Below are 23,470 nucleotides of genomic sequence, written 5' to 3'. Positions count from 1 at the left end.
CCCATGACCCAGCACGGCCCCCTCTCCGACCTCCTGGTCGTCGACCTCACCCGCGCCCTCGCCGGGCCCCACGCCACCCAGATGCTGGGCGACCTCGGTGCCCGCGTGATCAAGGTGGAGGCGCCCGGCAGCGGCGACGACACCCGCGGCTGGGGACCGCCGTTCGTCGGCGAGCCCGAGGCGCGCCAGTCGACCTACTTCCTGTGCACCAACCGCAACAAGGAGTCCATCGCCCTCGACCTCAAGGACGAGGCCGACAAGGACGTCCTGGTCGGGCTGGTCGAGCGCGCCGACGTGCTCGTGGAGAACTTCCGCACCGGAGTGCTCGAGCGCCTCGGCCTGGGGATCGAGGAGCTCATGCGCCGCAACCCACGCCTGGTCGTCCTCTCGATCACCGGCTTCGGCCACGACGGCCCCGAGGGCGGTCGCGCCGGCTACGACCAGATCGCGCAGGGCGAGGCCGGCCTGATGTCGCTGACCGGCTCGGGCCCCGACGACCCGCAGCGCGTCGGCGTACCGATCGCGGACCTGCTGTCGGGGATGTACGGCGCCTACGGCGTGATGGCGGCGCTGCACGAGCGCGAGCGCACCGGCAAGGGCACCGTGGTGCGCACGTCGCTGCTGGCCTCGGTCGTCGGCGTCCACGCCTTCCAGGGCACCCGCTGGACCGTGGCCGGCGAGGTCGGCCGCGCACAGGGCAACCACCACCCCTCGATCGCGCCCTACGGCCTGTTCCACTGCCGCGACGGAGCGGTGCAGATCGCGCTCGGCAGCGAGGGGCTGTGGAAGAAGTTCTGCGCCGGCTTCGGCCTCGATCCCGACGCCGAGGGCCTGGCCACCAACGGCGAGCGTGTCGCCCGCCGCGAGGACGTCATCGCCCTCGTCGAGCAGGCCTTCGCCGAGTGGGACGCCGAGCCGCTGCTGGCCCGCCTCTCCGAGATCGGCATCCCCGCAGGCAAGGTCCGCAGCCTCGACGAGGTCTACGAGTGGGACCAGGTCGCCAGCCAGGGCCTGCTCGTCGACGTCGAGCACCCCACGCTCGGCGAGATCACCCTGCCGGGCCCGCCGCTGAGGTTCTTCGACGCCGCCGGTGCCGAGGTCACCCGGCGCGACCACGTGGCCCCGCCGCTGCTCGACCAGCACGCCGATGAGATCCGCGCCTGGGTCGGCGGGGGCGGCGCGTGAAGCGCTGGACCTCGCACGAGATGCTCGACCTGGTGCTCGACGAGGGCACCTTCAGCTCCTGGGACGAGTCCATCGACCTCTCCGGGGTCGACCCGGGCTACCGCGCGGTGCTCGAGGCCGCCGCGCAGAAGGCCGGCACCGACGAGTCGGTGGTGACCGGGCGCGGTGAGGTGCGCGGGCGCCCGGTGGCCGTCGTGGTCAACGAGTTCGGCTTCCTCGCCGGCTCCATCGGCCGCGCCGCAGCGGACCGCATCACCGCAGCCGTACGCCGTGCGACGGCCGAGGGGCTGCCGCTCCTGGCCAGCACCGCGTCCGGCGGCACCCGCATGCAGGAGGGCACCCCGGCCTTCGTGCGGATGGTCGAGATCTCCCGGGCGCTGATGGACCACCGCGCTGCCGGGCTGCCCTATCTCGTGCACCTGCGCCATCCCACCACCGGTGGCGTCTACGCCTCCTGGGGCTCGCTGGGCCACGTCACCGTGGCCGAGCCGGGCGCACTCGTCGGCTTCCTCGGACCGAAGGTCTACGAGGCGCTCAACGGCCGGCCCTTCCGGCCCGGCGTCCAGGTCGCGGAGAACCTCGCCGCGGCCGGCGTCATCGACGGCGTCGTCGGTGCGGAGGACCTGCCCGCGATGGTCGACGCGGCCCTCGCCGTGCTCGTCGACGGCCCCGGCCCCGGCCGGCTCGAGCCCAGGGCGCCGCGCACGGTCGGCGAGCACGCCGCCTGGGACAGCGTCGAGCGCACCCGGCGTACGGACCGGGCGGGCGTGCGCGACCTACTCGCCCACGGCGCCACCGGCACCCTCCAGCTGCGCGGCACCGACGAGGGCGAGCGCGACTCCACCGTGCTGGTGGCCCTGACCCGCCTCGACGGCCAGCCGTGCGTGGTGATCGGGCAGGACCGCTCCCGCCAGACGCCGGGCCATGCCATGGGTCCCGGCGCGCTGCGCGAGGCCCGGCGCGGCATGCGCCTGGCCGAGGAGCTCGGGCTGCCGCTGGTCAGCGTCATCGACACCCCGGGCGCCGAGCTGTCGCCCGAGGCGGAGGAGCGCGCCATCGCCGGTGAGATCGCCCGCTGCATCGCGACCCTGACCACCATGACCGTGCCGACTGTGTCGGTGATCCTCGGCCAGGGCTGCGGGGGAGGGGCGCTGGCGTTCCTCCCGGCCCGGACAGTGGTCGCCACCGAGCACGCGTGGCTCTCGCCGCTGCCGCCCGAGGGCGCGAGCGTCATCGTCCACGGCGACGTCACCCACGCCGCCGAGATGGCCCAGCGCCAGCGGGTGCGGGCCGCGGACCTGTTCGCCGACGGCGTCGTGCACCGCGTGGTGCCCGAGGTCGACGGGGAGTCACCACGCGAGCTGGCGGTCGCCGTCGCCGCCGAGGTGTCCGCGCTGCTGCGCGAGCTCACCGGGCGTACGCCGGTCGTGCGCTCAGCCTGAGCTCCTGCCCGAGCTCCTGCCCGAGCTCCTGCCCGAGCGGTGGGTGAGGCAGCTTCTGGGCCTCGGAAAGCTGTCCCAGCCACCGCTGGCAGGTCGTCTCTCGGCGGAGCGGTGAGTGAGGCAGGTTCCGAGCGCCGAGAACATGTCTCACTCACCGCTCGAGCGGCACGACGTGCGGCTGGCGACTAGCTCGCCTTCTTCGCCTGCTTCTTCGCGGCGGTCTTCTTGGCAGGGGCCGTCTTCTTGGCAGCGGTCTTCTTGGCAGCGGTCTTCTTGGCGGGGGCCTTCTTCGCAGCCGACTTCTTCGCCGGCGCCTTCTTGGCCGGCGGCTCCTCGGCCTCCTCGCCGCGGGCGGACTTCGCTGCCGCCACCGACTTCTGGAGCGCCGCGAGCAGGTCGACGACCTCGCCGGAGGTCTTGGTGGAGGTCTCGGTGCGCTTGATCTCGCCGCCCTCGATCTTCGACTTCACCAGGGCCTCGACGGCGCCGGCGTAGTCGTCCTCGAACTCGCTGGCGTCGAAGTCGCCGGCGAGCGTCTCGACGAGCATGTGGGCCATCTTGACCTCGGAGTCCTTGACATCGCCGGCCTCGACCGAGAAGTCGGGGGTGCGGATCTCGTCGGGCCACATCATGGTCTGCAGGACGATCACGTCGTCCTTGACCCGCAGCACCGCGATGCTGGTGCGCTGGCGCAGTGCCACCGTCACGACCGCCATCCGGTCGGCGTCGAGCAGCGCCTGGCGCAGCAGGGCGTACGGCTTGGCGCCGGCGCCCTCGGGCTCGAGGTAGTAGGACTTCTCGAAGAGCAGCGGGTCGATCTGGTCGCGGGGGACGAACTTCTCCACCGCGATCTCGCGCGACGACGTCGACGGCAGCTCGGCCATGTCGTCGTCGGTGAGGATGACCATCTCGCCGTCCTCGGTCTCGTAGCCCTTGGCGATGTCGGCGTACGCCACCTCCTCGCCGTCGAGGGAGCACACGCGCTGGTACTTGATGCGACCGCCGTCCTTGGCGTGCACCTGGCGGAACGAGACGTCGTGGCTCTCCGTCGCGGCGTAGAGCTTGACCGGCACCGACACCAGGCCGAAGGAGACCGCGCCCTTCCAGATGGCTCGCATGGGGTAAGCATGTCCCATGCGCCCCATGCTCGCCACCAAGGGAGACGTCGTCCCCACGGGCGACGAGTGGACCCACGAGGTCAAGTGGGACGGCGTGCGGATGCTCGCCGACGTGCCGGCAGGGGCCGACCGGGCCCGGCTCACCACCCGCAACGGCAACGACGCCACTGTCGCGTGGCCCGACCTCAGCACCGCCCCGATGGGTGGTCGCGACCTGCTCGTCGACGGCGAGGTCATCGGCATCAACGACGCCGGGGTGCCGGACTTCGCGGTGACCCAGGAGCGGATGCACGTCCGCTCCGCGACCACCGCGGCCCGGCTCGCGAAGAGCGTGCCGGCGACCTTCATGGTCTTCGACGTGATGCGCCTCGACGGCCGCGACCTCACCGGGCTGCCCCTGTCGGAGCGCCGCGAGATCCTCGAGGGTCTCGACCTCGGCGGCTGGCAGGTGCCGCCGACGTACGACGACGGGACGATGCTGCGCGAGGCCACGCTCGCGCAGGGGCTCGAGGGGATCGTGTCCAAGCGGCTCACCTCGACCTACCAGCCCGGGGTGCGGAGCAAGGCGTGGCTGAAGTTCGCCCACCGGCACCGCTTCTCCTTCGTCGTCGGCGGCTGGCGTCCGCAGGAGGGGACGAAGGACCGCCTCGCCTCGCTGCTGGTGGGGGAGCCGAGCACGGACGGGCTGCTCTACCGCGGGCGCGTCGGCAGCGGCATCGGCGGCGCCGCGAGCCGGCTGCTCAGCGCGCAGCTCGCAGGCCGGGAGCTCGGAGCCAGCCCCTTCGCCGACGAGGTGCCGGCCGTGGACGCGCGCGGCACGCGGTGGGTGGAGCCGTTCCTCGTCGTCGACGTCGACTCGCTGAACAAGATGCCCGTCACCCGCCTGCGCCAGCCGTCGTACCGCGGCATCCGCACCGACGTCGGACCCGAGGACGTGAGCGGATGAGCGAGGTGCAGGTCGACGTCGAGGGCCGCACGCTGACGATCAGCAACCTCGACAAGGTGCTCTACCCGCGCACCGGCACGACCAAGGGCGAGGTGCTCAACTACTACGCCCAGGTCTCCCCGGTGCTCCTGCCGCACCTCAGGGACCGCGCGGTCACCCGCATCCGCTGGCCGCACGGTGTCGAGGGGTCGAGCTTCTTCGAGAAGAACGCCCCGCCCGGGACGCCGTCGTGGGTGCGCACCGTCGAGGTGCCGACCACCGGCTCGCGCTCGGGCAAGGGCGACGGCACCATCCGCTTCCCGATCTGCGACGACCTCGCGACGCTCACGTGGCTGGCCAACCTCGCCGCTCTCGAGCTGCACGTCCACCAGTGGCAGGTCGACCCCGACGGCACGCCGCGCCACCCCGACCGGCTGGTGATCGACCTCGACCCCGGTGAGCCCGCCGGCCTCCACGAGTGCGCGCAGGTGGCGCTCATGGTCCGCGAGGCGCTCGCGGAGCGCGACCTGGTCTGCACGCCGGTCACGAGCGGCAGCAAGGGCCTGCACCTCTACGCCCACCTGCCGGCCACTGGTCGGTCGAGCCTCGACAGCGACGGCACCACCGCGCTGGCCAGGGAAGTGGCCGAGGGGCTGCAGAAGGGTCACCCCGACCGGGTGACGGCGAGCATGACCAAGGCGAAGCGCCCCGGCAAGGTGTTCCTGGACTGGTCACAGAACTCCGGGTCCAAGACGACGGTCTCGCCCTACTCCCTGCGCGGGCGCGAGCGGCCCACCGTGGCGACCCCGCTGACCTGGGACGAGGTCGAGGCCGGGGCCGAGGACGAGCTCGCCCTCGAACAGCTCACGCTCGAGCAGGTGCTCGCCCGGGTGGGGGAGCTGGGCGACGTCTTCGACGCCTGATCGGAGCATCTGGTCCCTCACGCCCGGTGGCGCCCCGTTGTGCCCGTTCAGGTTTCAAGTATTCCCCTTGTGTGACCGCTCTGAGGATCCGGTGTGGATGTGCCCGCCACATGCTTTACCCATGTCCCGCATCCTCCTGGTCCCGGTCGCAGTCCTCCTGGCTGCCAGTGGCGTCGTGCTCGGCCCGGGCGAGCAGGCCCCGGCGCAGCCCGCCACCACGGTGCTCTCGTCGACGGTCGACTCAGGCGTTCAGTCCACCAACCGCTGACCCTGCCTCTATGCTCGCTTGCATGGTGCAGGACGTGTTGGTTGTTGAGGACGAGGAAGACATCGCAGTACCCCTCATGCGCACCCTCGAGCGTGAGGGCTACGAGGTCAGCCGCGCGTCAGGCGGCGCCGAGGCGGTGTCCTTCGCCGTCGACAACGACCCGGCGGTCGTGATCCTCGACCTGGGCCTTCCGGACATGGACGGCCTCGACGTGTGCCGTCAGATGCGCTCGGGCGGCTTCGAGGGCGGGATCATCATGGTCACCGCCCGTGCCGGCGAGCTCGACCGCGTGGTCGGTCTCGACGTCGGCGCCGACGACTACCTCGCCAAGCCCTTCGGCCTCGCCGAGCTCCTGGCCCGGGTGCGCGCCCTGCTGCGCCGCAGCGGTACGCCGACCGCGACCGACGACACCACCGTGACCACCTCCTCGGGGTTGCGCATCGACGCGGCCTCGCGCCGCGTCCACCTCAACGAGCGCGAGATCGCGCTGACGGCCAAGGAGTTCGACGTCCTGGCCGTGCTCGCGTCCAACCACGACAAGGTCGTCCCGCGCGAGACGCTGATGAACCAGGTGTGGGACCAGAACTGGTACGGCTCGACGAAGACGCTCGACGTCACCATCGGTCGCCTGCGCAGCAAGCTCGAGGCCGCCGACGCCGGCGAGAAGGTCGTCGCCATCCGCGGCGTCGGCTTCCGCCTCGAGACCGGCACCTGAGAGCGCATCCACCCCATGGGCGCTGAGGCCGCTCACCACGACGTCCTCGTCGTGGGAGGCGGCAACGCGGGCATCTCCCTGGCCGCGAAGCTGCTGCGCGACGGCGCACACGACGTCGCGGTGGTGGAGTCGCGGCCGGTGCACCGCTACCGCCCCCTCCTGAACTACGTCGGCGGGGGTGAGGCCACGATGAGCGACCTCCAGCGCCCTGCCGACTCCGTCGTGCCGGACGCCTGCGTCTCCATCCGCGACGAGGTCGTCGTCGTCGACCCGGACGCGATGTCGGTCCTCACCGCGTCGGGCCGGCGCATCGGCTGCTCGACGATGGTCGTGTGCCCGGGCCTCGACGAGGACTGGGCTGCGACGCCGGGACTCCGTGAGGCCTACGCGGCGCGATGGGCCGCCTCGTCCTTCGACGACGACACCGCAGCCGACGTGTGGCTGGCGCTGCGCGACCTCAGGTCGGGGAGGGTGGTCTTCACCGTGCCGCCCGAGCCCGCCCCGTGCGGTGCGACCGCGCTCAAGCCGCTCTTCCTCGCGTGCGACCACTGGCGTCGGGCCGGGGTGCTGGGCGACCTCGACGTGCATCTCGTGCTGCCGGGCGCCTCGCCGCTCGGGCTGCGAGGCCCGGACGAGCGGCTCGAGCGGCTGCTGGCGGCGTACGGCGTCCGCGTGCACCGCAACGCCACGGTCAGGTCCTTGGGTGACCGGAGTGCCACCGTGGCCACCCCCACGGAGGACGAGGTGCTCCAGGGGCTGGCGTTCGCCCACGTCGTGCCGCACTACCGCGCGCCGCGTTGGGTCGCCGACGGTGGGCTCGCCGGGAGCCACCCCGCTGGCCTGGTCGACGTGGACCCACGCACGTTGCGCCACCGGAGGTTCGCGGACGTCTGGTCGTGCGGCGACGTCGCCGACCTGCAGACGCGGCCCTCGGGCGGCGCGCTGCGCAAGCAGGTCGCGGTCCTGGCAGCCAACCTCGTTGCGGCCCGCGACGGCACGACGATGGAGGAGTACGACGGCTACACCGTCATGCCGATCACCACGGCCCGCCGCAGGCTGATGCTCGTCGAGGTCGACCGCGACGGCCGGCCGCGACCGAGCGTCCCCTTCCCCGACCTCACCCGTCCCCGCTTCCTGACCTGGTGGGTGGACCGCTACGCGCTGCCCCAGGTCTACTGGCGGCGGATCCTCCGCGGACGGGTCTGAGAGCGAAGCAGGAGCGGCCCGAGGTTCTCCGTACCGGGCAGGCTGGCCGCGACCATGCTCGCCAGCCATCGTGGTCGTCGTGGACGCCTCGGCGGCGTATCTCCAGCGGCGGGGACTCGACAACCTCGCCGACGGGGCCGCGCTCCACGGAGTCGACCTCGGGTCGCCGGCATCTACGAGCAGGGACTCGACGGGCAGCGCCTGCTGCAGAAGGAGGCTGCAGTCGAGATGGCCGTCCGCGACTACCTCGTGCGGGCGGACGCCGCGGCGACCTACTTCCCCCATCGACGTCGCCGTCCGGGTCGACGCGGCCGGTCGCTCGGTCACGGTGCTGCTCCGCGCGCCGCTCGACCTGCCGCTGCGCGTCCCGGGGTCGCCGGCCAGCCCGAGGGTCGGGGCCAGCAGCACGGCCGCGGTGGCGGTGCGCTGACCACCGGCGGGTCACGTCGCAACTGGTCTGGACGGGTGGTGCGCCATGACCCGAACGGGCCGTTGTGGCACTAGTCACAGTCAGGCTGAGTCACTAGGTTGCGTCCACACGGGCAACACCCCGAATGCCCGGTGCTCCACAGATGAGTGACAAAGGAGTCCTCCATGGTCAGCAAGCGTTCTGGACGATCTCTAGGCGCCGCGGCAGCCGGTCTCATGGTTGCCACAGCAGGACTGGCGGTGCCGCTCGCGGCCTCGCCCTCGGTCGCGGCACCCAGCAACAAGGCGTGCGACACCCGCAACAACAACACGTACGACAAGCTGCTCGGGTGCGTCTCGGCCGAGGGGGTCACCCGGCACCTCGAGGCCTTCCAGGCCATCGCCGACGACAACGGCGGCACCCGCGCCACCGACACGCCCGGTTATCAGGCCAGCGTCGACTACGTGGTCGACGTGCTCGAGAAGTCGGGATGGTCGGCCGACGTCGTGCCCTTCACGTACAACGCCACCGACACGGTCCTGCAGCAGATCACTCCGACGCCCACGGCGCACCCCCACGCCGGCGCGACCGGCACGGGCGAGGGCGACGTGACGGCGTCCGTCGTGCCGGTCGACGTCGCCCTGACCGGCACCCGGGCCAACTCCAGCGGCTGCGAGGCCGCGGACTTCGCCGGCTTCCCGGTCGGAGCCATCGCGCTGGTGCAGCGTGGCAGCTGCGCGTTCGCCGTCAAGGCGTTGAACGCCGAGGCGGCCGGTGCCTCAGCGGTCATCATCTTCAACCAGGGCGACGCGTCCGCGGGAGACCGGTTCGGCGTCATCCGGCCGACCCTCAGCCCGACCCCGGACAACCCCACCGTCGTCGACATCCCCGTCGTCGGCACCAGCTTCGCCGCCGGTCAGTCGCTGGCCCAGACGGGCTCGACGGCACGGGTCGCCATCGACTTCCGGGAGGTGACCGACTACAACGTCATCGGCGAGCTGGCGGGCGAGGTCAGCGACAACGTCGTCATGGCCGGTGCCCACCTCGACTCGGTTCCTGCGGGCCCCGGCATCAACGACAACGGCAGCGGCTCGGCCGGGCTGCTCGACGTGGTCGAGGCGATGAGCAACAGCAAGCCCCACAACACCGTGCGCTTCGCCTGGTGGGGTGCCGAGGAGATCGGCCTGATCGGTTCGTCCGCCTGGGTCGCACAGCGCACCCAGTCCGAGAAGGACGAGATTGCGCTCTACCTCAACTTCGACATGATCGGCTCGCCCAACTACTACTTCGGTGTCTACGACGCCGACGAGTCGAGCTTCGTGGCGCCCGTGCCGGTGCCGGCGGGCTCGGAGCACATCGAGGGCACGCTGGAGTCGTTCTACACCGTGCGCAGCGAGCCCTACGACGACTCGGCGTTCAGTGGTCGCAGCGACTACCAGGCCTTCATCAACAACGGCATCCCGTCGGGCGGCCTCTTCACGGGTGCGGAGGTCGTCAAGACCCCGCAGCAGCAGGCGATCTGGGGTGGTGTCGCCGGCGAGTCCTTCGACCAGTGCTACCACCTGGCGTGCGACACGATCGCCAACGTCAACCAGAAGGCGCTCGACGTCAACTCCGACGCGGTCGCGTTCGCGGTGCTCACCTACGCCTACTCGACCGAGGGCGTCAACGGGATCAAGGGCCGCAAGGTGCCGGGCAACTTCACGGTCCCGTCCCCGGCCGGTCCTGAGCACACCTTCGCCGGGCCTCTCGGCGGCGATGACGGGCACGACCACGACCACGACCACGAGGAGGTCGCCAGCTGAGCCCCATGGGGGCGAGCTGAGACCAGCACCGAGCAGCATCGTTCGGCCGGGAAGGGCGACCACCGTCGCCCGACCCGGCCGAACGCCGTTCTCGACCTCGGCTTGCGACCCACCGGCGACCGCAGGTCGTCCACAACCTTTACCGGTGACCTGTTTTCGGCCCCGTCCTGCTGGGTAGCGTCCCCAGAGCACGATCTCGGGGAAGCAGGTAGCCATGGCAGTGGACCGTCTGGCGGTCGAGCGACCGCAGCAGGAGCGCACGCCCGTGCGCGACGACCTCGTCGAGCGCCTCGACGCGTCGGTGCGCGAACGGGTGCGGCGCGAGGGTGTCGACCCGCAGCGTGAGGCACTCGTCGTACGCCGCATCGCCGAGGACGTGGTCCGCGACCACGACCAGCTCAGCCTGACCGGCGCCGTCGCGCCGATCGCCGACGACGAGGCGATGGTGGGCGAGTTGGTCGCGCGGGTCTCCGGGTTCGGTCCGCTCCAGCCCTTCCTCGACGACCCCGAGGTGGAGGAGGTGTGGATCAACTCCCCGGAGCGGGTCTTCATCGCGCGCCGCGGTCGCCACGAGCTGACCAACCTGCGCCTCGACGCCGCCCAGGTCGGCGAGCTGGTCGAGCGGATGCTCAAGTCGAGCGGGCGCCGCCTCGACATCAGCACGCCCTTCGTGGACGCGATGCTGCCCGAGGGGCACCGTCTCCACGTGGTGCTCGAGGGGATCACGCGCGGATTCACGGCCGTCAACATCCGCAAGTTCCTCCTCCGCGCGCACCGCCTGTCCGACCTGGTGGCGCTCGGGAGCCTCACGCCGCAGGCGGCGGCGTTCCTCGAGGCCTCGGTGCGGGCGGGGATGAACATCCTCGTCGCCGGCGGCACCCAGGCCGGCAAGACCACGATGCTCAACTGCCTCGCCGCCGCCGTGCCCGGCGGCGAGCGGGTGGTCAGCGCCGAGGAGGTCTTCGAGCTATCAAACATGAGTAGAATACAGACATGCGCGCCGTCGTCTATACCCGACAAAGCTTTGATCGGACCGGAGAGGGAGCGGCTGTCGCGCGCCAGCTCGAGGACTGCCTCCGCCTCGCCGAACTCCGCGGCTGGACCATCGTGGAGCAGCACTCCGACAACGACATCTCAGCAGCGGGAAAGAAGAAGCGCCCCGGCTTCGAGGCCGTCCTGTCTGCCATCGCGGAGGACCGTGCGACCGTCGTTATCGCGTGGGCTCTCGATCGCCTGAGCCGCAACAGGGCCGATGAGCTGCGGCTCGTGGAGCTGTGCGAGCGGAAGGCCGCGACCATCGCCCTCGTGCGCGGTACCGACCTCGACATGAGCACCCCCGCGGGCATCCTGGTCGCCGACGTCATGGGTGCAACGGCTCGCCACGAGATCAAGCAGAAGTCAGACCGCCAGCGCCGAGCGCAGCAGCAGGCAGCCGAACAGGGCAAGCCAGCGGGCGGAAGGCGGGCATTTGGCTACGGCAGTGACGGTGTCACGGTCAACGAGGCAGAGGCGCGGCATGTACGCGAGGCGTTCGCCGACGTCATGCACGGCGCTTCACTTAAGGGCATCGCCCGCCGTTGGAACGACGCCCAGGCACTCACGACGGCCGGTAACCTGTGGACGCACGGCACTGTCAGGGGTGTGCTCAAGAATCCCCGCTATGCGGGCCTGCGCACCTACCGCGGTGAAGTCGTCGGCCCCGCCGTCTGGCCGGCGCTCATTGACGAGGACACCTTCGAGGCCGTGCGCGCGATCCTCTCCGTCCCCGAGCGCCGCACGACTCTCACGACCGCACGCAAGTACCTCCTACCCGGACTCGCGCTGTGCTGGAAGTGCGGAAGCGACTGCGCCACGGGACATACGCGCCACGGGAAACGGGTCTACGTCTGCCGCGCCAACAAGTGCATCAGCCGCAAGGCAGACGATGTCGACGCGCTTGTCGAAGCCGTCATCGTCGAGCGTCTGTCTCGCCCGGACGCGGGCGACCTTCTGGCGACCGACAACCGCGACGAGCTCCGCGAGCTGCAAGGCAAGGCCGCAGGCATCCGCCAGCGACTCGACGACCTAGCGACAGGACTCGAGGAAGGAGTCTTGACCCTGGCTGCCGTGCGGAAGTCCAGCGAACGGCTACGCAACGAGCTGAGGCGCGTCGAGGTGGAGATGGCGGCCACGGTCCACACGGACGCCCTCGGGCCACTGGTGGACGCTCAGGACGTTGCTGCTGCTTGGTCTGCGCTCGACGTGCAGCAACGCAGGGGAGCGGTGGACGCACTGATGAGGGTGACCCTGCTCAAGCCAGAGACTGGCCGTCGAGACTTCGATCCGGCGAGCGTTCGAATCGACTGGAGGGCACCATGAGCCGCCGCAGGAGCACCCCGCGCCACAGGCCGGACCACATCCGCTTCGACATGGAGTGCGACGGCACAGTGACGCGACCTCACACCGTGTCGCGCATCGCCAAGATCACCATCAGGGAGTGGCCGGACGCGACGAACACGGATGGCGGGGCGGTCCGCGTGGAGTATGTGCGAATCGACATGGATCCCGAGGACAACGACTACACGATGCCTCTGCGGTCTGGCGCGGGCGAGGCACACATGACGCGCCGATTCGTCTGCGCCAAGTGTCGAGCTGACAAGCCAGTGCGAGACCTCGAGATCGTCCGCTTAGGGAGACGGCTCGAAGCGCTTGGGGTGCGCCGGGTGAGGCTCCGCGAGCTCCCCTGAGCCTCTGCTATTGTTAGGTACGAATAGCGCGAGCCGGTCAGGTATGGCCGTTCACAAATCCAGTCACGAGTTCTCCGGTAGAGGGCTGAGAAATCAGCACGCCCGGAGGCATTCGTGTCTTGGACACAGACGCGATCTCGCATCGCGCACGCAAAGAAGGCTGACCCTAAGGCCGACGTCACTGATCTACGTCGCCAACTCAAGGCCGAGCGCCTTGAGGACTACATCCAGCGCACTGTCGACGCGGCTCCGCCGCTAAGCCAAGAGCAGAGGCAGAAGCTCGCAGCCCTGCTGAGCGGCGGTGGTCTGCATGGGGCTGCCTGAACATGACGGAGGGCGCCCCGCCACAGAGCGCCCTCGAAACGTCAACTCAACTGCCGCCAGTGTAGCGATCGCAAAGCCCATTCCGCGCGACACGGGCCCGTGGTGCTGCGCATCGTCGGATCTGGCCCTGTTGCGGCTGGGGTTTGGCTGCCCTGAGCACACCGTGGGGCCTCTGTGAGCGCCCGGAAGGAATGGGCGGCCCAGATGATCGCCCGCGCCCCCGGAGCGCCCTCCTATGGCTCTCCTGAGTGGTGTGCGCTGCCCGAGAGTTCGCCTGCGAAGGTCGCCGCCGTTGTCATTGCCGCTGAGTCATGGGCGCGCGACGGAGACGAGCTCGAGGAGCGTCTACGCCACGAGGTGCTTGCGCTGAGCCGTGCGAACAAGCAGGCCGAAGACGGCGAGTACGTGGCGCAGATGAACACGTCGCCCATCCGGCGCCCCGCACCCGCCGAACTTGAAGCCGAGTTCTGGGAGTGGATTCGCGGTGATGTCGCATGACGTGGCGCGTTGAGTTCGATCACGCAACGGCATTCGTGAGCGGTCCGAAGGTGGAGGCACGTCGCCGCCTGGCCGCTCTTGGCGAGCACTCTCCGATCTGGGTCAACCGCCGATCGGCATGGGCCACCTCAACCACCATCGCCAACCGCCTTCTCGACCAGATCGAGGGTCGCGCGCCCGCGGTCATAGAAGACGCTCAGCAGGCCGCGCTCGACCTCTCAGAGACCGTGCCCGCCAATCAGCCCTCCCTCGCACAGGAGGCGTTGTGGTGAGGCGCGAAGGCGAGTGGGCGCGGCACTATCAGGATTCCTGGCTCGAGCGGTCGGGAAGCCCTGCGCTGCCCCGGTGGCTCCGAGTTGTCGCGCTGGCCTACGGAAGCCACGACAACGACGGTCACGCCCGCTTCAAGCGCGGAGAGGTCGCTCTCGTCCTCGCCGGCCCCTTCCCGCGGGGAGACGTGCCCAAGCCGCTGAGTCGTCAGCGCGTCCACGAAGCCGTACGTCAGGCCGTCGAGCTCGGATTCCTCGATGAGGGCTCGATCCCGATGTGCCTCATCGTGCCCGCTCACGACGTCCGCAAGGGGTCACTGGACGGCAAGAGCAAGCCCTGCCCGGTCCACAAGAGGAGGGCGTCGTGAATCGATCACCGTCACGCTTCAACCGTGACGTTAGGTCCGAAACGTCTGTGTCAGACCGTGACGTTTCGACCAAACGTCGCACCCCAACCGTGACGTTTACGCGATGGCCCTCTCTTCTCTCTGAACACCTCAAGCCGACAGCGGATCTGCACCCCGATTCGGCCCCCACGGGTGACAACGGTGACACGGGTGACACCACGCTGGGAGTCATCTGATGAGCCGCCGTGCAGGCTCGGCCTTCGGCATCCGCCCCGAAGCCGTCAACGCCTTCCAGGCACTCGCCGACGCCCTCGACACCATGGCCGACGACGGACGACAGCCCGTGTGCAAGCAGCGCCCCGACCAGTGGAGCAGCGACGCCGACGCACCCGCACGACAGGACGCCGCCGCTGCGTGCGGCTTCTGCCCCGCACAACCCGCCTGCCTCGCCTACGCCCTCGCCCAACGCGAACCCGCAGGCGTCTGGGGCGGTCGCGACCTCACCCCGACCACCCGAAAGCGCAAGGAGAACGCCGCATGACCGCCCACCCACTCGCCTGGCTCGAGTGCCGCGCACCTGACTGCAAAGCACGAACCGCCGTCGACCCTCGACACGTCGACAACCTCACCGCCACGGGCGGCTGGCAGTGCCACGCCCACAACCACGCCGAAAGGAGTAACAGCCAGTGAGCACCGACCCGCTGACCCCGCTAACCCGAGCTCTCTTCAACCGCCCAACCCCGGACGACGAGATCGAGGCGCCGCAAGCCGTCGACGACCCCGAGCAGATCATGCGCCACTTCGTCGCCCGCCTCTTCGCCCCCGACAACGACTGACCAGGAGCCCCGCCATGACCGAAACCATCGAGCACGAGCGCACCGCCCCGAAGATCCCTGACCAGCTTTACGAAGAGGCCCGTGACCTCATCCGCGATCTCGCCTCATCGGCCGGCGATGCAGCCGCGACCTACGCGCACTTGCAGGAGTACTGCAAGCCGCAGACCAAGGACGACGCCTTCGCAGGCTTCGCCGCCGCACTGCTCGTGATGTTCACCGAGTGCATCACCAACCCAACCGACCCCGGCGAGTTCGCCGAAGTCTCCCTCCCCAGTAACTGACCAGGAGCCACCATGTCTGACCTTGCAACCCGCACCGCCCTCCCGTTCGTCGTCGCTACCACCAAGCGCCTCGGCGCCACACTGCCACCCAAGCTCGCCGAGGCACTCGAGTCCGTCGAGCGTCTCCGCACCGAACGCCGAGCATTCAAGGATGTCCCCGACATCACCGCAGCCGTCGCCGCCTCGATCCTCGCGGGAAAGGACCCGCTGGCCTCCAAGGATGTGCAGCGCGCCGCCATCGCCCAGCAGCTCATCGACCTCAACATCGAGCACCGACTCAACGAGCACGCACACCAGCGCGGCGCTAACGCTCTGCTCGAGCACGCAGACGCCGTCATCGACTCCTGGCGTCCTGCGGTCGAGAAGGCCGAAGCAGCACTCAGGCGCTTCCGTGATCTGGTCCCTGGCGTCAGCCCTCTAGACGACGGACTCCCGGTAGGTCTGCCGACCCAGGCGCTCACGCCGTGGGGTGAGGCACGGGAAGCTGCGGCCATCGTCGAAGAGGTCGGCAAGGGATGGCACGCACTTGCGAACCTCGGCGCCGCGTACGTCGGACAGCATGGGCGCCCCATCATGGTGGCGGACCTCACCTACGAGCAGGTGCAGGGCTTGGGCACAACCCCGAAGTGCATCGACGTCATCCGCCTCGACGTGCCGATCGAGCTCGCTAGCACCACCACGTACGCCGAGCGCGCCGCGAGGATCGCACAGGGCGCCCAGGACCACCAGAACTATGAGGCAGCAGCTCCCGAGCGCGCCCGCGAAGAGCGCCGCCAGCAGATGGGCGTGGTGATGATCCCGTGACGACCATGCGTGTGTGTGAGAGGCGTTCAGCCCCTGTGGATCTCGCTCTGTGTGAGTCAGTTGACCTAGTCATGCAGTGCTCTCGATCAGCGCAGTGGGGAGGGCACCCTCCCCACCCACCCGCGAAGGACTGCTGGCCTATGTCCGCATCCCTCCCTGCATGAAAACACTGGACCGGAGGTGGCCTGAGATGGCCCGTAAAGACAACGTAGGGCCCCGTAGGGACGTCAGGACCGCTGCGGCGTCGGATGATCGCAGGCAGCTTCTCGTGGCTCTGAGGGACAAGCTGTGGGCTGCGTTCAACGATGAGCGCACTCAACCGCGCGACCTGTCGCCTTTGACGCTTCGGCTCAAGGAGATTCAGGCCGAGATCGAGGCGCTCGACCTCCGTGACGAGCAGGAGGCCATGCCCGTCGAGGACGGAATCTTCGATCCGGAGTCGATCTGATGAGGGCGGCTGTGGGACAGGGCTGTCTGCTTGAGGCCGCCAAGAAGCCGTGCAACGAGTGCCCGTGGCGCCGCAACGCCGAGCCGGGGTTCCTTGGCCCGCACCCGGCCAACGAGTGGGCCGCCATGGCGCACTCTGGCGGATTAATCACGTGCCACAAGACGATCAAGGTCGACAAAGACCCCTCGCAGCCAAGCCTGCGCCAGTGTGCGGGGGCGGCGACGTTTCGGAGCAACGCAGCGATCCAAGGTCAGGGCGGCCTAGAGAATGCGATCGGACCTGACGATCCGGAGAACGTTTTACTTCCAGTCGGGAGTTCCTCCAGCACCATCAAGCGCCTCCGGAGGGCACACCTAAAGGCCGTCGAGCTCTCGCGCTGGTACTGGTCGACCACTCTCGACGATGGCCGGCAATCTGCCAGCGGTGGCGACAGAGCTCGACCGATGGACCAATGACTTTAGGTCGGCTCGGATCGGCCAGGTGACGAGCGAGGCCGCAGCGATCATGTTCGGCGAACGGCTCAGGGTCGCGCACTGATCCACAGCGGCGAGGATGTCCTGACCGGGACGTTCTCGCCGCTGTAGCGTCCCCGAGACGATCAAGGGGCAGTAGTGGACATGGACGCGTTGGGGAACCTTCTGAGCGGCTTGATCGGCGCCGTGGTCGGCGCACTCGTCGGCGCGAGGGCTGTTGGCGTTGTGGCAGCGCGGCAGATAACTGCAAACGAGGGCCTACAGCGCCGGGATGAACTCAGGGCCCTGATAGCGGACTTTTGGGGCGCCTGCGATGCGCTCTGGGTTGCCCAGCAGGATCTCGGATGGACAATTCTCGAGTTGCAGATTCACCGTGAAGCGGGCAACGGCCAAGGAAACCAGGACCAGTGGGACCGGCGTGGAGATGCTTTTAGAGACATCGCGGCCGCGCTCAAGGACTGTCGACGTTCGATGGCCCTGATCCGATTGCTTCATCCCGAACTGACGCCTTCGGCGCACGAGCTCATGGTTGCGTCCCGCGACTTTCACCCAAGGCAGAACGACCCTAACCCGGGCGCCGCGTTTGAGGACGCTCGAGCAACTGCGCTGCGGTCGTTCGAGGAAGCGGCGAAAACTCATCTCGCCTCCAAGCTTTGACCCGCGACATCGAGTCCCTGCGCGAGAACGTGCCTCGAGCCAGTGCGGGAGCGAACTGGAGTTGTGCGTGTGCGGAAGGACTTGTCGCTGACGACTGGCAAGATGTCCCTGACAAGCTGCTACGGCGGCCTAGCGCGACCCTGCGGTGTCTTGGGGGCGCCGATCGATCTATCAGGAGGGGGCAGCGTGGTGTCTGCGCGTAAGGCGCGCGCCCCCGGAGACCACCCCGAGAAAGAGGTCCGGAAGGCGCTCAAGGAGATCCTCAAACTCAAGGGCGCTGGATTCGAGTTGCTCGCGGGAGGGCACTGGGGCCTGCTCTGCTGCGCCAACGGATGCTGTCAGGTATCCGTGAGCGGTAGCCCCCGCAATCCGCAGCGACACGCACAAGACTTGCTTCGCGAGGCACGCAAGTGCCCGCGCAAGGACGGCGACATCAGGAAGCAGCAGCGCCGCTGGGGGAGCAAGCGCCGCCAGGGCGACTAGACAGTCCCGCCATGTGAGCCGATCGTCATTGCTCACTAGTAGGTATCCCTATAGTGTTGTCAAGTGACAACAGCGAGTAGGGGAGCTCACTAATGGCGGAGTACCGGGTCGGGCTCGAGGCGACCTCACATCTCTCGGTGGAGAAGCTGAGCGAGGAGTTCTACGAGCAGTTCGACGGGACGCTGGTCGAGCGTTGCGGACGGATCAGTGTGTTCGTCTACGTTGACGGCCCAACGGGACACGACGCTGCCATCGCAGTCGTTCCAAAGCTAGAGACTGTCCACCTGAGCATCGTTCGAGTGGACCACGACTTGGTGGATGGCCCGGAGATTGCCGAGCGCCTAGGCCTCACCCGCCAAGCGGTGCAGAACTGGGCCAAGGGAACGCGCGGGTCAAGCTTTCCGCGTCCGTTTGGGTTCCCGGGCGGCAAGAGGGTCTGGGCATGGAGTGAGGTCGTGGACTGGGCTCGCAGGGAACGAAAGCTCGACGAGACGAATGGTCTTAGCCTGGACTCCGCTGCGATCGTCGACGCCTGGCTGGCGCGGCGGCGCCAGAGCGTCGCCCGCTCCGGCACGGGATTGCGGGTAGGTGCGGGGTCCGTGAAGGGCCAGGCTGGCACTTCGGGGGCTGAGGACTACCTGAAGAGCAAGCTTCGGAGCCCCCTTTGAGGTCTCGCACCGTTCGGGATCTCAAGGAGACTGCGCGCGTCGTTCTGAAGCACGTGGAGCTTGCGCAGGTCTACACGGTGGGCACGCAGCTCGAGACGTTCGATAGATTTCAAGGTCCACCCTTCATCACGGATACGCAGGTCCATGTCGTCGGAGAGCGCCGGGGCGACGCTGTGGAGGTCCGCGCCCGCTACACGACTGACGCCAGCAAAGAGCGCGAAGATGACGGGGAAGGCGAACCGATCCCGCTGTGGACTATCTCGGCTGAGTGCATCGCGACTTTCCACATCACGGGAGATCCCGAGGAGGTCGAGTTCACAGACGACCAACTTGAGGGCTTCGCTCTGTTGGTAGGTGCTCCCGCTATCCACCCGTACGCTCGCGAACTGACTCAGGACTTGAGCGGTCGCACGCTCTACCCCGCGTTCACTCTGGGCCTGCTGCATTCATTCGCCGAACTCGATGACCAGACCGAGATCGAACTGTCGGATCCTCAGGGTGGCGGAGCAACGGCCAACTCGGTGAACGCTGACTAGGGTCAAACTGGCAGGACATGGAGCCCTCCGCAGGTCGGTCCTGGCCCTGCCTCGGCTTTGGGGGGGATTTTGCTGAACTCAGCCCCGCTCGTCGGCGGGTTTCACTAGCGCCGCTGACACCCACGCCTGTGTCAGGAGAGTCTCAACGCCGTGCCCCGTGGAGTACGACTCTGCGCGCACCACCCACGCCTCCCACCCGCGCCGGTCGCTGTGTCGCCAAGCCAACAGGACCCCAGGGGCAGCCCCCGCCCACTTGCCCGTGAGGTCAACCCACACGTGGAACGGGGGTGTGCGCGGCATCCCCGCAGAATAGAACACATGTTCGAGCAATCTGGTGCCGCACCCGTGATGGATTGGCCCAAATGGGGGGAGATCTTCCGAACGCCAGCGGACGTCAGGACTGGCATGACAGCGTGACGCCGTCAGCGTCACCACAACAGGGGAAACATCATGATCAAGCACATCGCCAGGGCGCTCGCCCTGCTCGTGGCCCTCGCCGGCCTCGCCACCTTCAGCCAGCCCGCTCAGGCGTTCTACGACCGCGACTGCAGCGACTTCGCCACCCAGGCCGCCGCCCAGACGTTCTTCAACAACGCCGGCCCCGGGGACCCCCACCGTCTCGACTCCGATGGCGATGGAGTCGTCTGCGAGTCCAACCCGTGCCCCTGCATCGGCCGCGGCAACCCACAGCCCGCCCCCGGCAACACCGGCGGCAACAACAACTCGAACCCCGGCCCTGCGCTCTACCGCGAGACCGGCAACGTCGTGAAGGTCATCGACGGTGACACGCTCAAGGTCCGTCTCAAGAGCGGCGCACTGGTCAGCGTCCGCATGCTCGGCATCAACACGCCCGAACGCGGCCGCTGCGGCGCAGCAGACGCCACCCGCAACCTCCGCAGGCTCGCACCCGTCCGCTCCACCGTCGACCTCGTCTCCGACCGCAGCCAGGCCGCTAAGGACCGCTACGGCCGCCTGCTCCGCTACGTGGCCAAGCGCGGCGGCTTCAAGGACCTCTCCTACCGGCAGGCCTACAACGGCTACACCAAGCGCTACGTCTTCGGCGGCAAGCCCGTCGCGCGCGACGGTCAGTACGTCCGCGCCATCAACCAGGCCCGCAACAAGAACCGCGGCCTGTGGAACTCCTGCTGGTGATCAACGGGCGCATCCACGCGGCACCCGCCGCTGCCTAGACCGAACGGCGAACCGCCCCCGGCGCTACCTTCGCCGGGGGCGGTTTCTCTTTCGTACGGAGGGAGCGTCAGCCCTTGCCCCCTGCGACGTCGGCGAGGTGCGTCAGGACGAGGGCCAGCTCTCGAGCGTCCTCGACCGTGAGTCGCAGGCGGTCGGGGTCGTAATGCATGACCGAGGAATAGAGGCCGTTGTCTCTCCGCTCGCGCTTGTAGTGCCGTAGCGCCACCTCGATCTGCGGGTCCTCGCAGCCGTCCTGCTCGATGGCGACCTCCAATGTGGCGGACCTGACGACGTCCCCCTTCTCTTGGTCCGCGCCGTACAGGCTCGCGCGCACGTCGATGGGGTCCCCGGTCGTGTGGCGAGCCACAGTGATCCGGTCGGGGTCGGTCTCGTGCGGGTACCTGTTGACGTTGTCGGTGGCGACCCAGCACCACGACGGGCAGGGCCGAGTGTCGAGGTGGTTGTCCTCGGAGAGCTCCTTGCTTCGGAGCGGGATTGCGGTGTGAATGGACGTGGTCACGGTGACTCCTAGTGGTCTGTAGTAGCCGCTTGTTTGTGCTGCGGTTCAACCACCCCGACTGGGTCGCCATGCAGACCCGCCAGGCGGGCCTCGAGCAGACGGGCGCGATCGTGCTGCGTGACCTGGTCAAGGAGGCGCTCCGGATGCGTCCGAGCCGGATCCTGGTCGGAGAGGTGCGCGCCGCGGAGTGCCTCGACCTGCTGCTGGCGCTCAACTCCGGCCTGCCGGGCATGTGCACCCTCCACGCCAACAGTGCGCGCGAGGCGCTGGTGAAGATGTGCACGCTCCCGCTGCTGGCCGGGGACAACATCTCGGCGCGCTTCGTCGTGCCGACGGTGGCGAGCTCGGTGGACCTCGTCGTCCACCTCGGCCTCGGCGCTGACGGCGTACGCCGTGTCAACGAGATCGTGGCCGTCCCGGGCCGCGTCGAGGCGGACGTGATCGAGGTGGAGCCGATCTTCGTGCGCGACGGTGCGGAGCTGCGCCGCACCGGGGGAGTGCCCGCGCGGGTCGAGCGCTACGAGCGGGTCGGCATCGACATCCACCAGGTCCTGGCAAGCACGGCCGGAGAGCTCTGATGGGTGCGCTGGTCGGCCTCGGCGTGGGCGTGGGGCTGATGCTCGTCTGGTCGGCCTTCGCGTTGCCGCGCCGGCCGCGCACCCCGACCCGCACGTCCACGGCGCTGGGGAGGCTGCTCGGCCGGGCCGGCCTGGGGGACGTCACCTCCGCGAGCGTGCTGTCGCTGTGCGCGGCCCTTTTCGTGGTCGCATTCGTGCTGGTGCAGGCCGTCTCCCGCACCGCCCCGGTGGCCTTCGTCTTCGCGGTGATGGCGGCCTACCTGCCGATCGCGGTCCTGCGCCAGCGGGCCGCGCGGCGCCTGCGCGACTTCGCCGAGGTGTGGCCCGAGGCCGTCGACAACCTCGCCAGCGCCGTGCGCGCGGGGCTGTCCCTGCCCGACGCCGTCGCCGCGCTCGGCGCCACCGGTCCCGAGGCGCTGCGCGCCGACTTCGCACGCTTCGCCCTCGACTACCAGGTCACCGGCCGCTTCGGCGAGTGCCTCGACCGGCTCAAGGACCGCCTCGCCGACCCGGTCGGGGACAGGGTGGTCGAGGGCCTGCGGCTCGCCCGCGAGGTGGGTGGCGGTGACCTCGGTCGCCTGCTGCGCAACCTCTCGGGCTTCCTGCGCGACGACGCCCGCACGCGCTCCGAGCTCGAGTCGCGCCAGGCGTGGACGGTCAACGGCGCCCGGCTCGCTGTCTCGGCACCCTGGATCGTGCTGCTGCTGATGTCGTTCCAGACCACGGCCATCCGGCACTACGCCTCGCCCGGCGGCGTGGTCGTCCTCGGGATCGGAGCAGGTGTCTGCGTGCTCGCCTACACCGCGATGATGCGCATCGGCCGGCTCCCGGTCGAGAAGCGGATCCTGTCGTGAGCGCCGCGATCTGGGGTGGAGCGCTCGGCGGCGTCGCCGCGGTCGGCCTGCTGATGGTCGTGCTCCGGGTGATGGTGCTGCGCCGTCCGCAGCTCGACGTGCGGGTCCTGCCCTACCTCCGTGACGTCCCGCTACGTGACCAGCCCCGCGCGCTCCACCCGGCGCCGAGCAGCCCGACGTCAGCCGCAGCCGGGATCTTCGGGCCTGTGCTGCGCTCGGCCGCCGACATGGTCGAGCGCGTCCTGGGCGGCGGCACGTCCGTACGCCGTCGCCTGCAGCGCGCCGGGCTCGATCGGACCGTTCAGGACTTCCGCATCGAGCAGGTGGTGTGGGGCCTGGTCGGCTTCAGTGCAGCCGCCGCGGTCGCGCTGCTCCGCGCGCTCGGCGGTGTCGGCGGCGTCGGGTCGGCGGTGGTGTTCTGCCTCCTGGGCTTCGTCTGCGGACTCTTCCTGCGCGACAACCGGCTCAGCACCCAGGTGAAGAACCGCGAGCGCCAGGTGCTCACCGAGTTCCCCACGGTCGCCGAGCTGCTCGCGCTCTCGGTCGCAGCGGGGGAGAGCCCGGTCGCCGCGCTCGACCGGGTGGTGCGCCGCAGCCACGGCGCGCTCTCGGAGGACCTGGCCACGGTGCTCGCCCGGATCCGCACCGGTGAGCCGGTCGGCCAGGCCTTCGAGTCCCTCGCCCGCTCCACCGGGCTGCCGATCGTGGCGCGCTTCGCCACGGGCATCACCGTCGCGATGGAGCGCGGCACACCCCTGGCCGATGTGCTGCACGCCCAGGCCGCCGACGTACGCGAGGCCGGACGCCGCCTGCTCATCGAGACCGCCGCGCGCAAGGAGATCGCGATGATGGCGCCCGTCGTCTTCTTCGTCCTGCCGGTGACCATCCTGTTCGCCTTCTACCCCGGCGTGCTGGGCCTGCGCCTCACCACGCCCTGACACCGCCGACTCCCCTCCGCCGACCTGTCGCACCCTGAAAGGA

At 69.4% G+C, this 23,470-nt stretch carries 28 protein-coding genes and 1 pseudogene; 27 read left to right on the top strand and 2 right to left on the bottom strand.

What is annotated here, in order from left to right:
- The first annotated feature begins 3 nt into the window (after positions 1-3).
- Together K4G59_RS06070 and K4G59_RS06065 are read left to right on the top strand one after the other, a co-directional pair.
- Positions 4-1,185: a CaiB/BaiF CoA transferase family protein gene (locus K4G59_RS06070; RefSeq protein WP_231250055.1), complete on the top strand. Its 1,182-nt coding sequence runs from the start codon at positions 4-6 to the stop codon at positions 1,183-1,185.
- Positions 1,182-2,627, top strand: coding sequence for a carboxyl transferase domain-containing protein (locus K4G59_RS06065; protein WP_231250053.1), 1,446 nt, complete (start codon positions 1,182-1,184; stop codon positions 2,625-2,627). The genes K4G59_RS06070 and K4G59_RS06065 overlap by 4 nt, the downstream gene beginning before the upstream one ends.
- 185 nt (positions 2,628-2,812) lie before the next feature.
- Here the strand turns inward: K4G59_RS06065 and ku are convergent, their stop codons facing one another.
- Positions 2,813-3,745 carry a non-homologous end joining protein Ku gene (gene ku / locus K4G59_RS06060; protein WP_231250051.1) on the bottom strand — a complete coding sequence of 311 codons (933 nt, stop codon included), beginning with the start codon at positions 3,743-3,745 and terminating at the stop codon, positions 2,813-2,815.
- Positions 3,746-3,761: 16 nt separating this feature from the next.
- Here ku and K4G59_RS06055 point away from each other — a divergent pair, with 16 nt between their 5' ends.
- The 22 genes and pseudogenes from K4G59_RS06055 to K4G59_RS05955 all read left to right on the top strand — a co-directional run bounded on the left by K4G59_RS06055 (position 3,762) and on the right by K4G59_RS05955 (position 20,498).
- A complete protein-coding gene (locus tag K4G59_RS06055; protein WP_231250049.1) occupies positions 3,762-4,691 on the top strand; it encodes an ATP-dependent DNA ligase in 930 nt (309 codons plus the stop codon).
- Entirely contained in the window at positions 4,688-5,593 is a 906-nt protein-coding gene (gene ligD, locus K4G59_RS06050; protein ID WP_231250048.1) for a non-homologous end-joining DNA ligase, read from the top strand. The genes K4G59_RS06055 and ligD overlap by 4 nt, the downstream gene beginning before the upstream one ends.
- Before the next feature lie 121 nt (positions 5,594-5,714).
- Positions 5,715-5,861: a hypothetical protein gene (locus K4G59_RS06045; RefSeq protein ID WP_231250046.1), complete on the top strand. Its 147-nt coding sequence runs from the start codon at positions 5,715-5,717 to the stop codon at positions 5,859-5,861.
- Positions 5,862-5,883: 22 nt separating this feature from the next.
- Positions 5,884-6,576: a response regulator transcription factor gene (locus K4G59_RS06040; protein ID WP_231250044.1), complete on the top strand. Its 693-nt coding sequence runs from the start codon at positions 5,884-5,886 to the stop codon at positions 6,574-6,576.
- A gap of 15 nt (positions 6,577-6,591) precedes the next feature.
- Positions 6,592-7,782 (top strand): FAD-binding protein, encoded by a 1,191-nt coding sequence (locus K4G59_RS06035; protein ID WP_231250042.1) that lies wholly within the window; start codon positions 6,592-6,594, stop codon positions 7,780-7,782.
- A gap of 70 nt (positions 7,783-7,852) precedes the next feature.
- Positions 7,853-8,212 carry a hypothetical protein gene (locus K4G59_RS20635; RefSeq protein WP_372461790.1) on the top strand — a complete coding sequence of 120 codons (360 nt, stop codon included), beginning with the start codon at positions 7,853-7,855 and terminating at the stop codon, positions 8,210-8,212.
- A 215-nt stretch (positions 8,213-8,427) separates the two neighbouring features.
- Positions 8,428-9,996 carry a M20/M25/M40 family metallo-hydrolase gene (locus K4G59_RS06030; protein WP_231250040.1) on the top strand — a complete coding sequence of 523 codons (1,569 nt, stop codon included), beginning with the start codon at positions 8,428-8,430 and terminating at the stop codon, positions 9,994-9,996.
- Between the two features lie 214 nt (positions 9,997-10,210).
- Positions 10,211-10,969 (top strand): annotated as a pseudogene (locus K4G59_RS06025) (ATPase, T2SS/T4P/T4SS family); the annotation flags it as partial.
- Between the two features lie 20 nt (positions 10,970-10,989).
- Entirely contained in the window at positions 10,990-12,354 is a 1,365-nt protein-coding gene (locus K4G59_RS06020) for a recombinase family protein (protein WP_231250039.1), read from the top strand.
- Entirely contained in the window at positions 12,351-12,722 is a 372-nt protein-coding gene (locus K4G59_RS06015; RefSeq protein ID WP_231250037.1) for a hypothetical protein, read from the top strand. Before K4G59_RS06020 ends, K4G59_RS06015 begins: the two co-directional genes overlap by 4 nt.
- 498 nt (positions 12,723-13,220) lie before the next feature.
- On the top strand, positions 13,221-13,544 hold the full coding sequence (locus K4G59_RS06010; RefSeq protein WP_231250036.1) for a DUF2742 domain-containing protein: 324 nt from the start codon (positions 13,221-13,223) through the stop codon (positions 13,542-13,544).
- Positions 13,541-13,816, top strand: coding sequence for a hypothetical protein (locus tag K4G59_RS06005; RefSeq protein ID WP_231250034.1), 276 nt, complete (start codon positions 13,541-13,543; stop codon positions 13,814-13,816). The genes K4G59_RS06010 and K4G59_RS06005 overlap by 4 nt, the downstream gene beginning before the upstream one ends.
- Complete coding sequence (locus K4G59_RS06000) at positions 13,813-14,181, top strand: hypothetical protein (protein ID WP_231250033.1); 369 nt, start codon at positions 13,813-13,815, stop codon at positions 14,179-14,181. Before K4G59_RS06005 ends, K4G59_RS06000 begins: the two co-directional genes overlap by 4 nt.
- A 214-nt stretch (positions 14,182-14,395) precedes the next feature.
- Positions 14,396-14,701 carry a WhiB family transcriptional regulator gene (locus K4G59_RS05995; RefSeq protein ID WP_231250031.1) on the top strand — a complete coding sequence of 102 codons (306 nt, stop codon included), beginning with the start codon at positions 14,396-14,398 and terminating at the stop codon, positions 14,699-14,701.
- A 145-nt stretch (positions 14,702-14,846) separates the two neighbouring features.
- Positions 14,847-14,996 carry a hypothetical protein gene (locus tag K4G59_RS05990; RefSeq protein WP_231250030.1) on the top strand — a complete coding sequence of 50 codons (150 nt, stop codon included), beginning with the start codon at positions 14,847-14,849 and terminating at the stop codon, positions 14,994-14,996.
- A gap of 14 nt (positions 14,997-15,010) precedes the next feature.
- Complete coding sequence (locus K4G59_RS05985; RefSeq protein ID WP_231250028.1) at positions 15,011-15,277, top strand: hypothetical protein; 267 nt, start codon at positions 15,011-15,013, stop codon at positions 15,275-15,277.
- A gap of 12 nt (positions 15,278-15,289) precedes the next feature.
- Positions 15,290-16,081 carry a hypothetical protein gene (locus K4G59_RS05980; RefSeq protein WP_231250027.1) on the top strand — a complete coding sequence of 264 codons (792 nt, stop codon included), beginning with the start codon at positions 15,290-15,292 and terminating at the stop codon, positions 16,079-16,081.
- 268 nt (positions 16,082-16,349) lie between these two features.
- On the top strand, positions 16,350-16,529 hold the full coding sequence (locus K4G59_RS05975; protein WP_231250026.1) for a hypothetical protein: 180 nt from the start codon (positions 16,350-16,352) through the stop codon (positions 16,527-16,529).
- A 611-nt stretch (positions 16,530-17,140) separates the two neighbouring features.
- Positions 17,141-17,659 (top strand): hypothetical protein, encoded by a 519-nt coding sequence (locus tag K4G59_RS05970; RefSeq protein WP_231250024.1) that lies wholly within the window; start codon positions 17,141-17,143, stop codon positions 17,657-17,659.
- Between the two features lie 575 nt (positions 17,660-18,234).
- Positions 18,235-18,810 carry a helix-turn-helix transcriptional regulator gene (locus K4G59_RS05965; protein WP_231250022.1) on the top strand — a complete coding sequence of 192 codons (576 nt, stop codon included), beginning with the start codon at positions 18,235-18,237 and terminating at the stop codon, positions 18,808-18,810.
- Between the two features lie 53 nt (positions 18,811-18,863).
- Positions 18,864-19,346, top strand: a complete 483-nt coding sequence (locus tag K4G59_RS05960; RefSeq protein ID WP_231250021.1) for a hypothetical protein — start codon at positions 18,864-18,866, stop codon at positions 19,344-19,346.
- Positions 19,347-19,796: 450 nt separating this feature from the next.
- On the top strand, positions 19,797-20,498 hold the full coding sequence (locus tag K4G59_RS05955; RefSeq protein ID WP_231250019.1) for a thermonuclease family protein: 702 nt from the start codon (positions 19,797-19,799) through the stop codon (positions 20,496-20,498).
- Between the two features lie 106 nt (positions 20,499-20,604).
- Here the strand turns inward: K4G59_RS05955 and K4G59_RS05950 are convergent, their stop codons facing one another.
- Complete coding sequence (locus K4G59_RS05950) at positions 20,605-21,057, bottom strand: hypothetical protein (RefSeq protein WP_231250018.1); 453 nt, start codon at positions 21,055-21,057, stop codon at positions 20,605-20,607.
- 35 nt (positions 21,058-21,092) lie between these two features.
- Here K4G59_RS05950 and K4G59_RS05945 point away from each other — a divergent pair, with 35 nt between their 5' ends.
- Genes K4G59_RS05945 through K4G59_RS05935 form a run of 3 tightly spaced genes read left to right on the top strand, consistent with a single transcriptional unit; the run spans position 21,093 to position 23,427 of the window.
- Positions 21,093-21,635, top strand: a complete 543-nt coding sequence (locus tag K4G59_RS05945) for an ATPase, T2SS/T4P/T4SS family (RefSeq protein ID WP_231250017.1) — start codon at positions 21,093-21,095, stop codon at positions 21,633-21,635.
- On the top strand, positions 21,635-22,489 hold the full coding sequence (locus tag K4G59_RS05940) for a type II secretion system F family protein (RefSeq protein ID WP_231250016.1): 855 nt from the start codon (positions 21,635-21,637) through the stop codon (positions 22,487-22,489). Before K4G59_RS05945 ends, K4G59_RS05940 begins: the two co-directional genes overlap by 1 nt.
- A complete protein-coding gene (locus K4G59_RS05935) occupies positions 22,486-23,427 on the top strand; it encodes a type II secretion system F family protein (protein WP_231250014.1) in 942 nt (313 codons plus the stop codon). Before K4G59_RS05940 ends, K4G59_RS05935 begins: the two co-directional genes overlap by 4 nt.
- The last annotated feature ends 43 nt before the right edge of the window (positions 23,428-23,470 follow it).

The organism is Nocardioides furvisabuli (assembly GCF_021083185.1).
Classification (GTDB): domain Bacteria; phylum Actinomycetota; class Actinomycetes; order Propionibacteriales; family Nocardioidaceae; genus Nocardioides; species Nocardioides furvisabuli.
The sequence above is the reverse complement of the archived record's forward strand: the minus strand, read 5'-3'. Positions and strand labels throughout refer to the sequence as shown.

Excerpts from the sequence above, each read along its gene's own strand:
- K4G59_RS06045 (WP_231250046.1), top strand. The coding sequence starts at position 5,715 with ATGTCCCGCATCCTCCTGGTCCCGGTCGCAGTCCTCCTGGCTGCCAGT.
- K4G59_RS05940 (WP_231250016.1), top strand. The coding sequence starts at position 21,635 with ATGGGTGCGCTGGTCGGCCTCGGCGTGGGCGTGGGGCTGATGCTCGTC.
- K4G59_RS06005 (WP_231250034.1), top strand. The coding sequence starts at position 13,541 with ATGACGTGGCGCGTTGAGTTCGATCACGCAACGGCATTCGTGAGCGGT.
- K4G59_RS05995 (WP_231250031.1), top strand. The coding sequence starts at position 14,396 with ATGAGCCGCCGTGCAGGCTCGGCCTTCGGCATCCGCCCCGAAGCCGTC.
- K4G59_RS06035 (WP_231250042.1), top strand. The coding sequence starts at position 6,592 with ATGGGCGCTGAGGCCGCTCACCACGACGTCCTCGTCGTGGGAGGCGGC.
- K4G59_RS06070 (WP_231250055.1), top strand. The coding sequence starts at position 4 with ATGACCCAGCACGGCCCCCTCTCCGACCTCCTGGTCGTCGACCTCACC.
- K4G59_RS06055 (WP_231250049.1), top strand. The coding sequence starts at position 3,762 with ATGCGCCCCATGCTCGCCACCAAGGGAGACGTCGTCCCCACGGGCGAC.
- ligD (WP_231250048.1), top strand. The coding sequence starts at position 4,688 with ATGAGCGAGGTGCAGGTCGACGTCGAGGGCCGCACGCTGACGATCAGC.
- ku (WP_231250051.1), bottom strand. The coding sequence starts at position 3,745 with ATGCGAGCCATCTGGAAGGGCGCGGTCTCCTTCGGCCTGGTGTCGGTG.
- K4G59_RS05980 (WP_231250027.1), top strand. The coding sequence starts at position 15,290 with ATGTCTGACCTTGCAACCCGCACCGCCCTCCCGTTCGTCGTCGCTACC.
- K4G59_RS05965 (WP_231250022.1), top strand. The coding sequence starts at position 18,235 with ATGGCGGAGTACCGGGTCGGGCTCGAGGCGACCTCACATCTCTCGGTG.
- K4G59_RS06040 (WP_231250044.1), top strand. The coding sequence starts at position 5,884 with ATGGTGCAGGACGTGTTGGTTGTTGAGGACGAGGAAGACATCGCAGTA.
- K4G59_RS05955 (WP_231250019.1), top strand. The coding sequence starts at position 19,797 with ATGATCAAGCACATCGCCAGGGCGCTCGCCCTGCTCGTGGCCCTCGCC.
- K4G59_RS06015 (WP_231250037.1), top strand. The coding sequence starts at position 12,351 with ATGAGCCGCCGCAGGAGCACCCCGCGCCACAGGCCGGACCACATCCGC.
- K4G59_RS06020 (WP_231250039.1), top strand. The coding sequence starts at position 10,990 with ATGCGCGCCGTCGTCTATACCCGACAAAGCTTTGATCGGACCGGAGAG.
- K4G59_RS05985 (WP_231250028.1), top strand. The coding sequence starts at position 15,011 with ATGACCGAAACCATCGAGCACGAGCGCACCGCCCCGAAGATCCCTGAC.
- K4G59_RS06030 (WP_231250040.1), top strand. The coding sequence starts at position 8,428 with ATGGTTGCCACAGCAGGACTGGCGGTGCCGCTCGCGGCCTCGCCCTCG.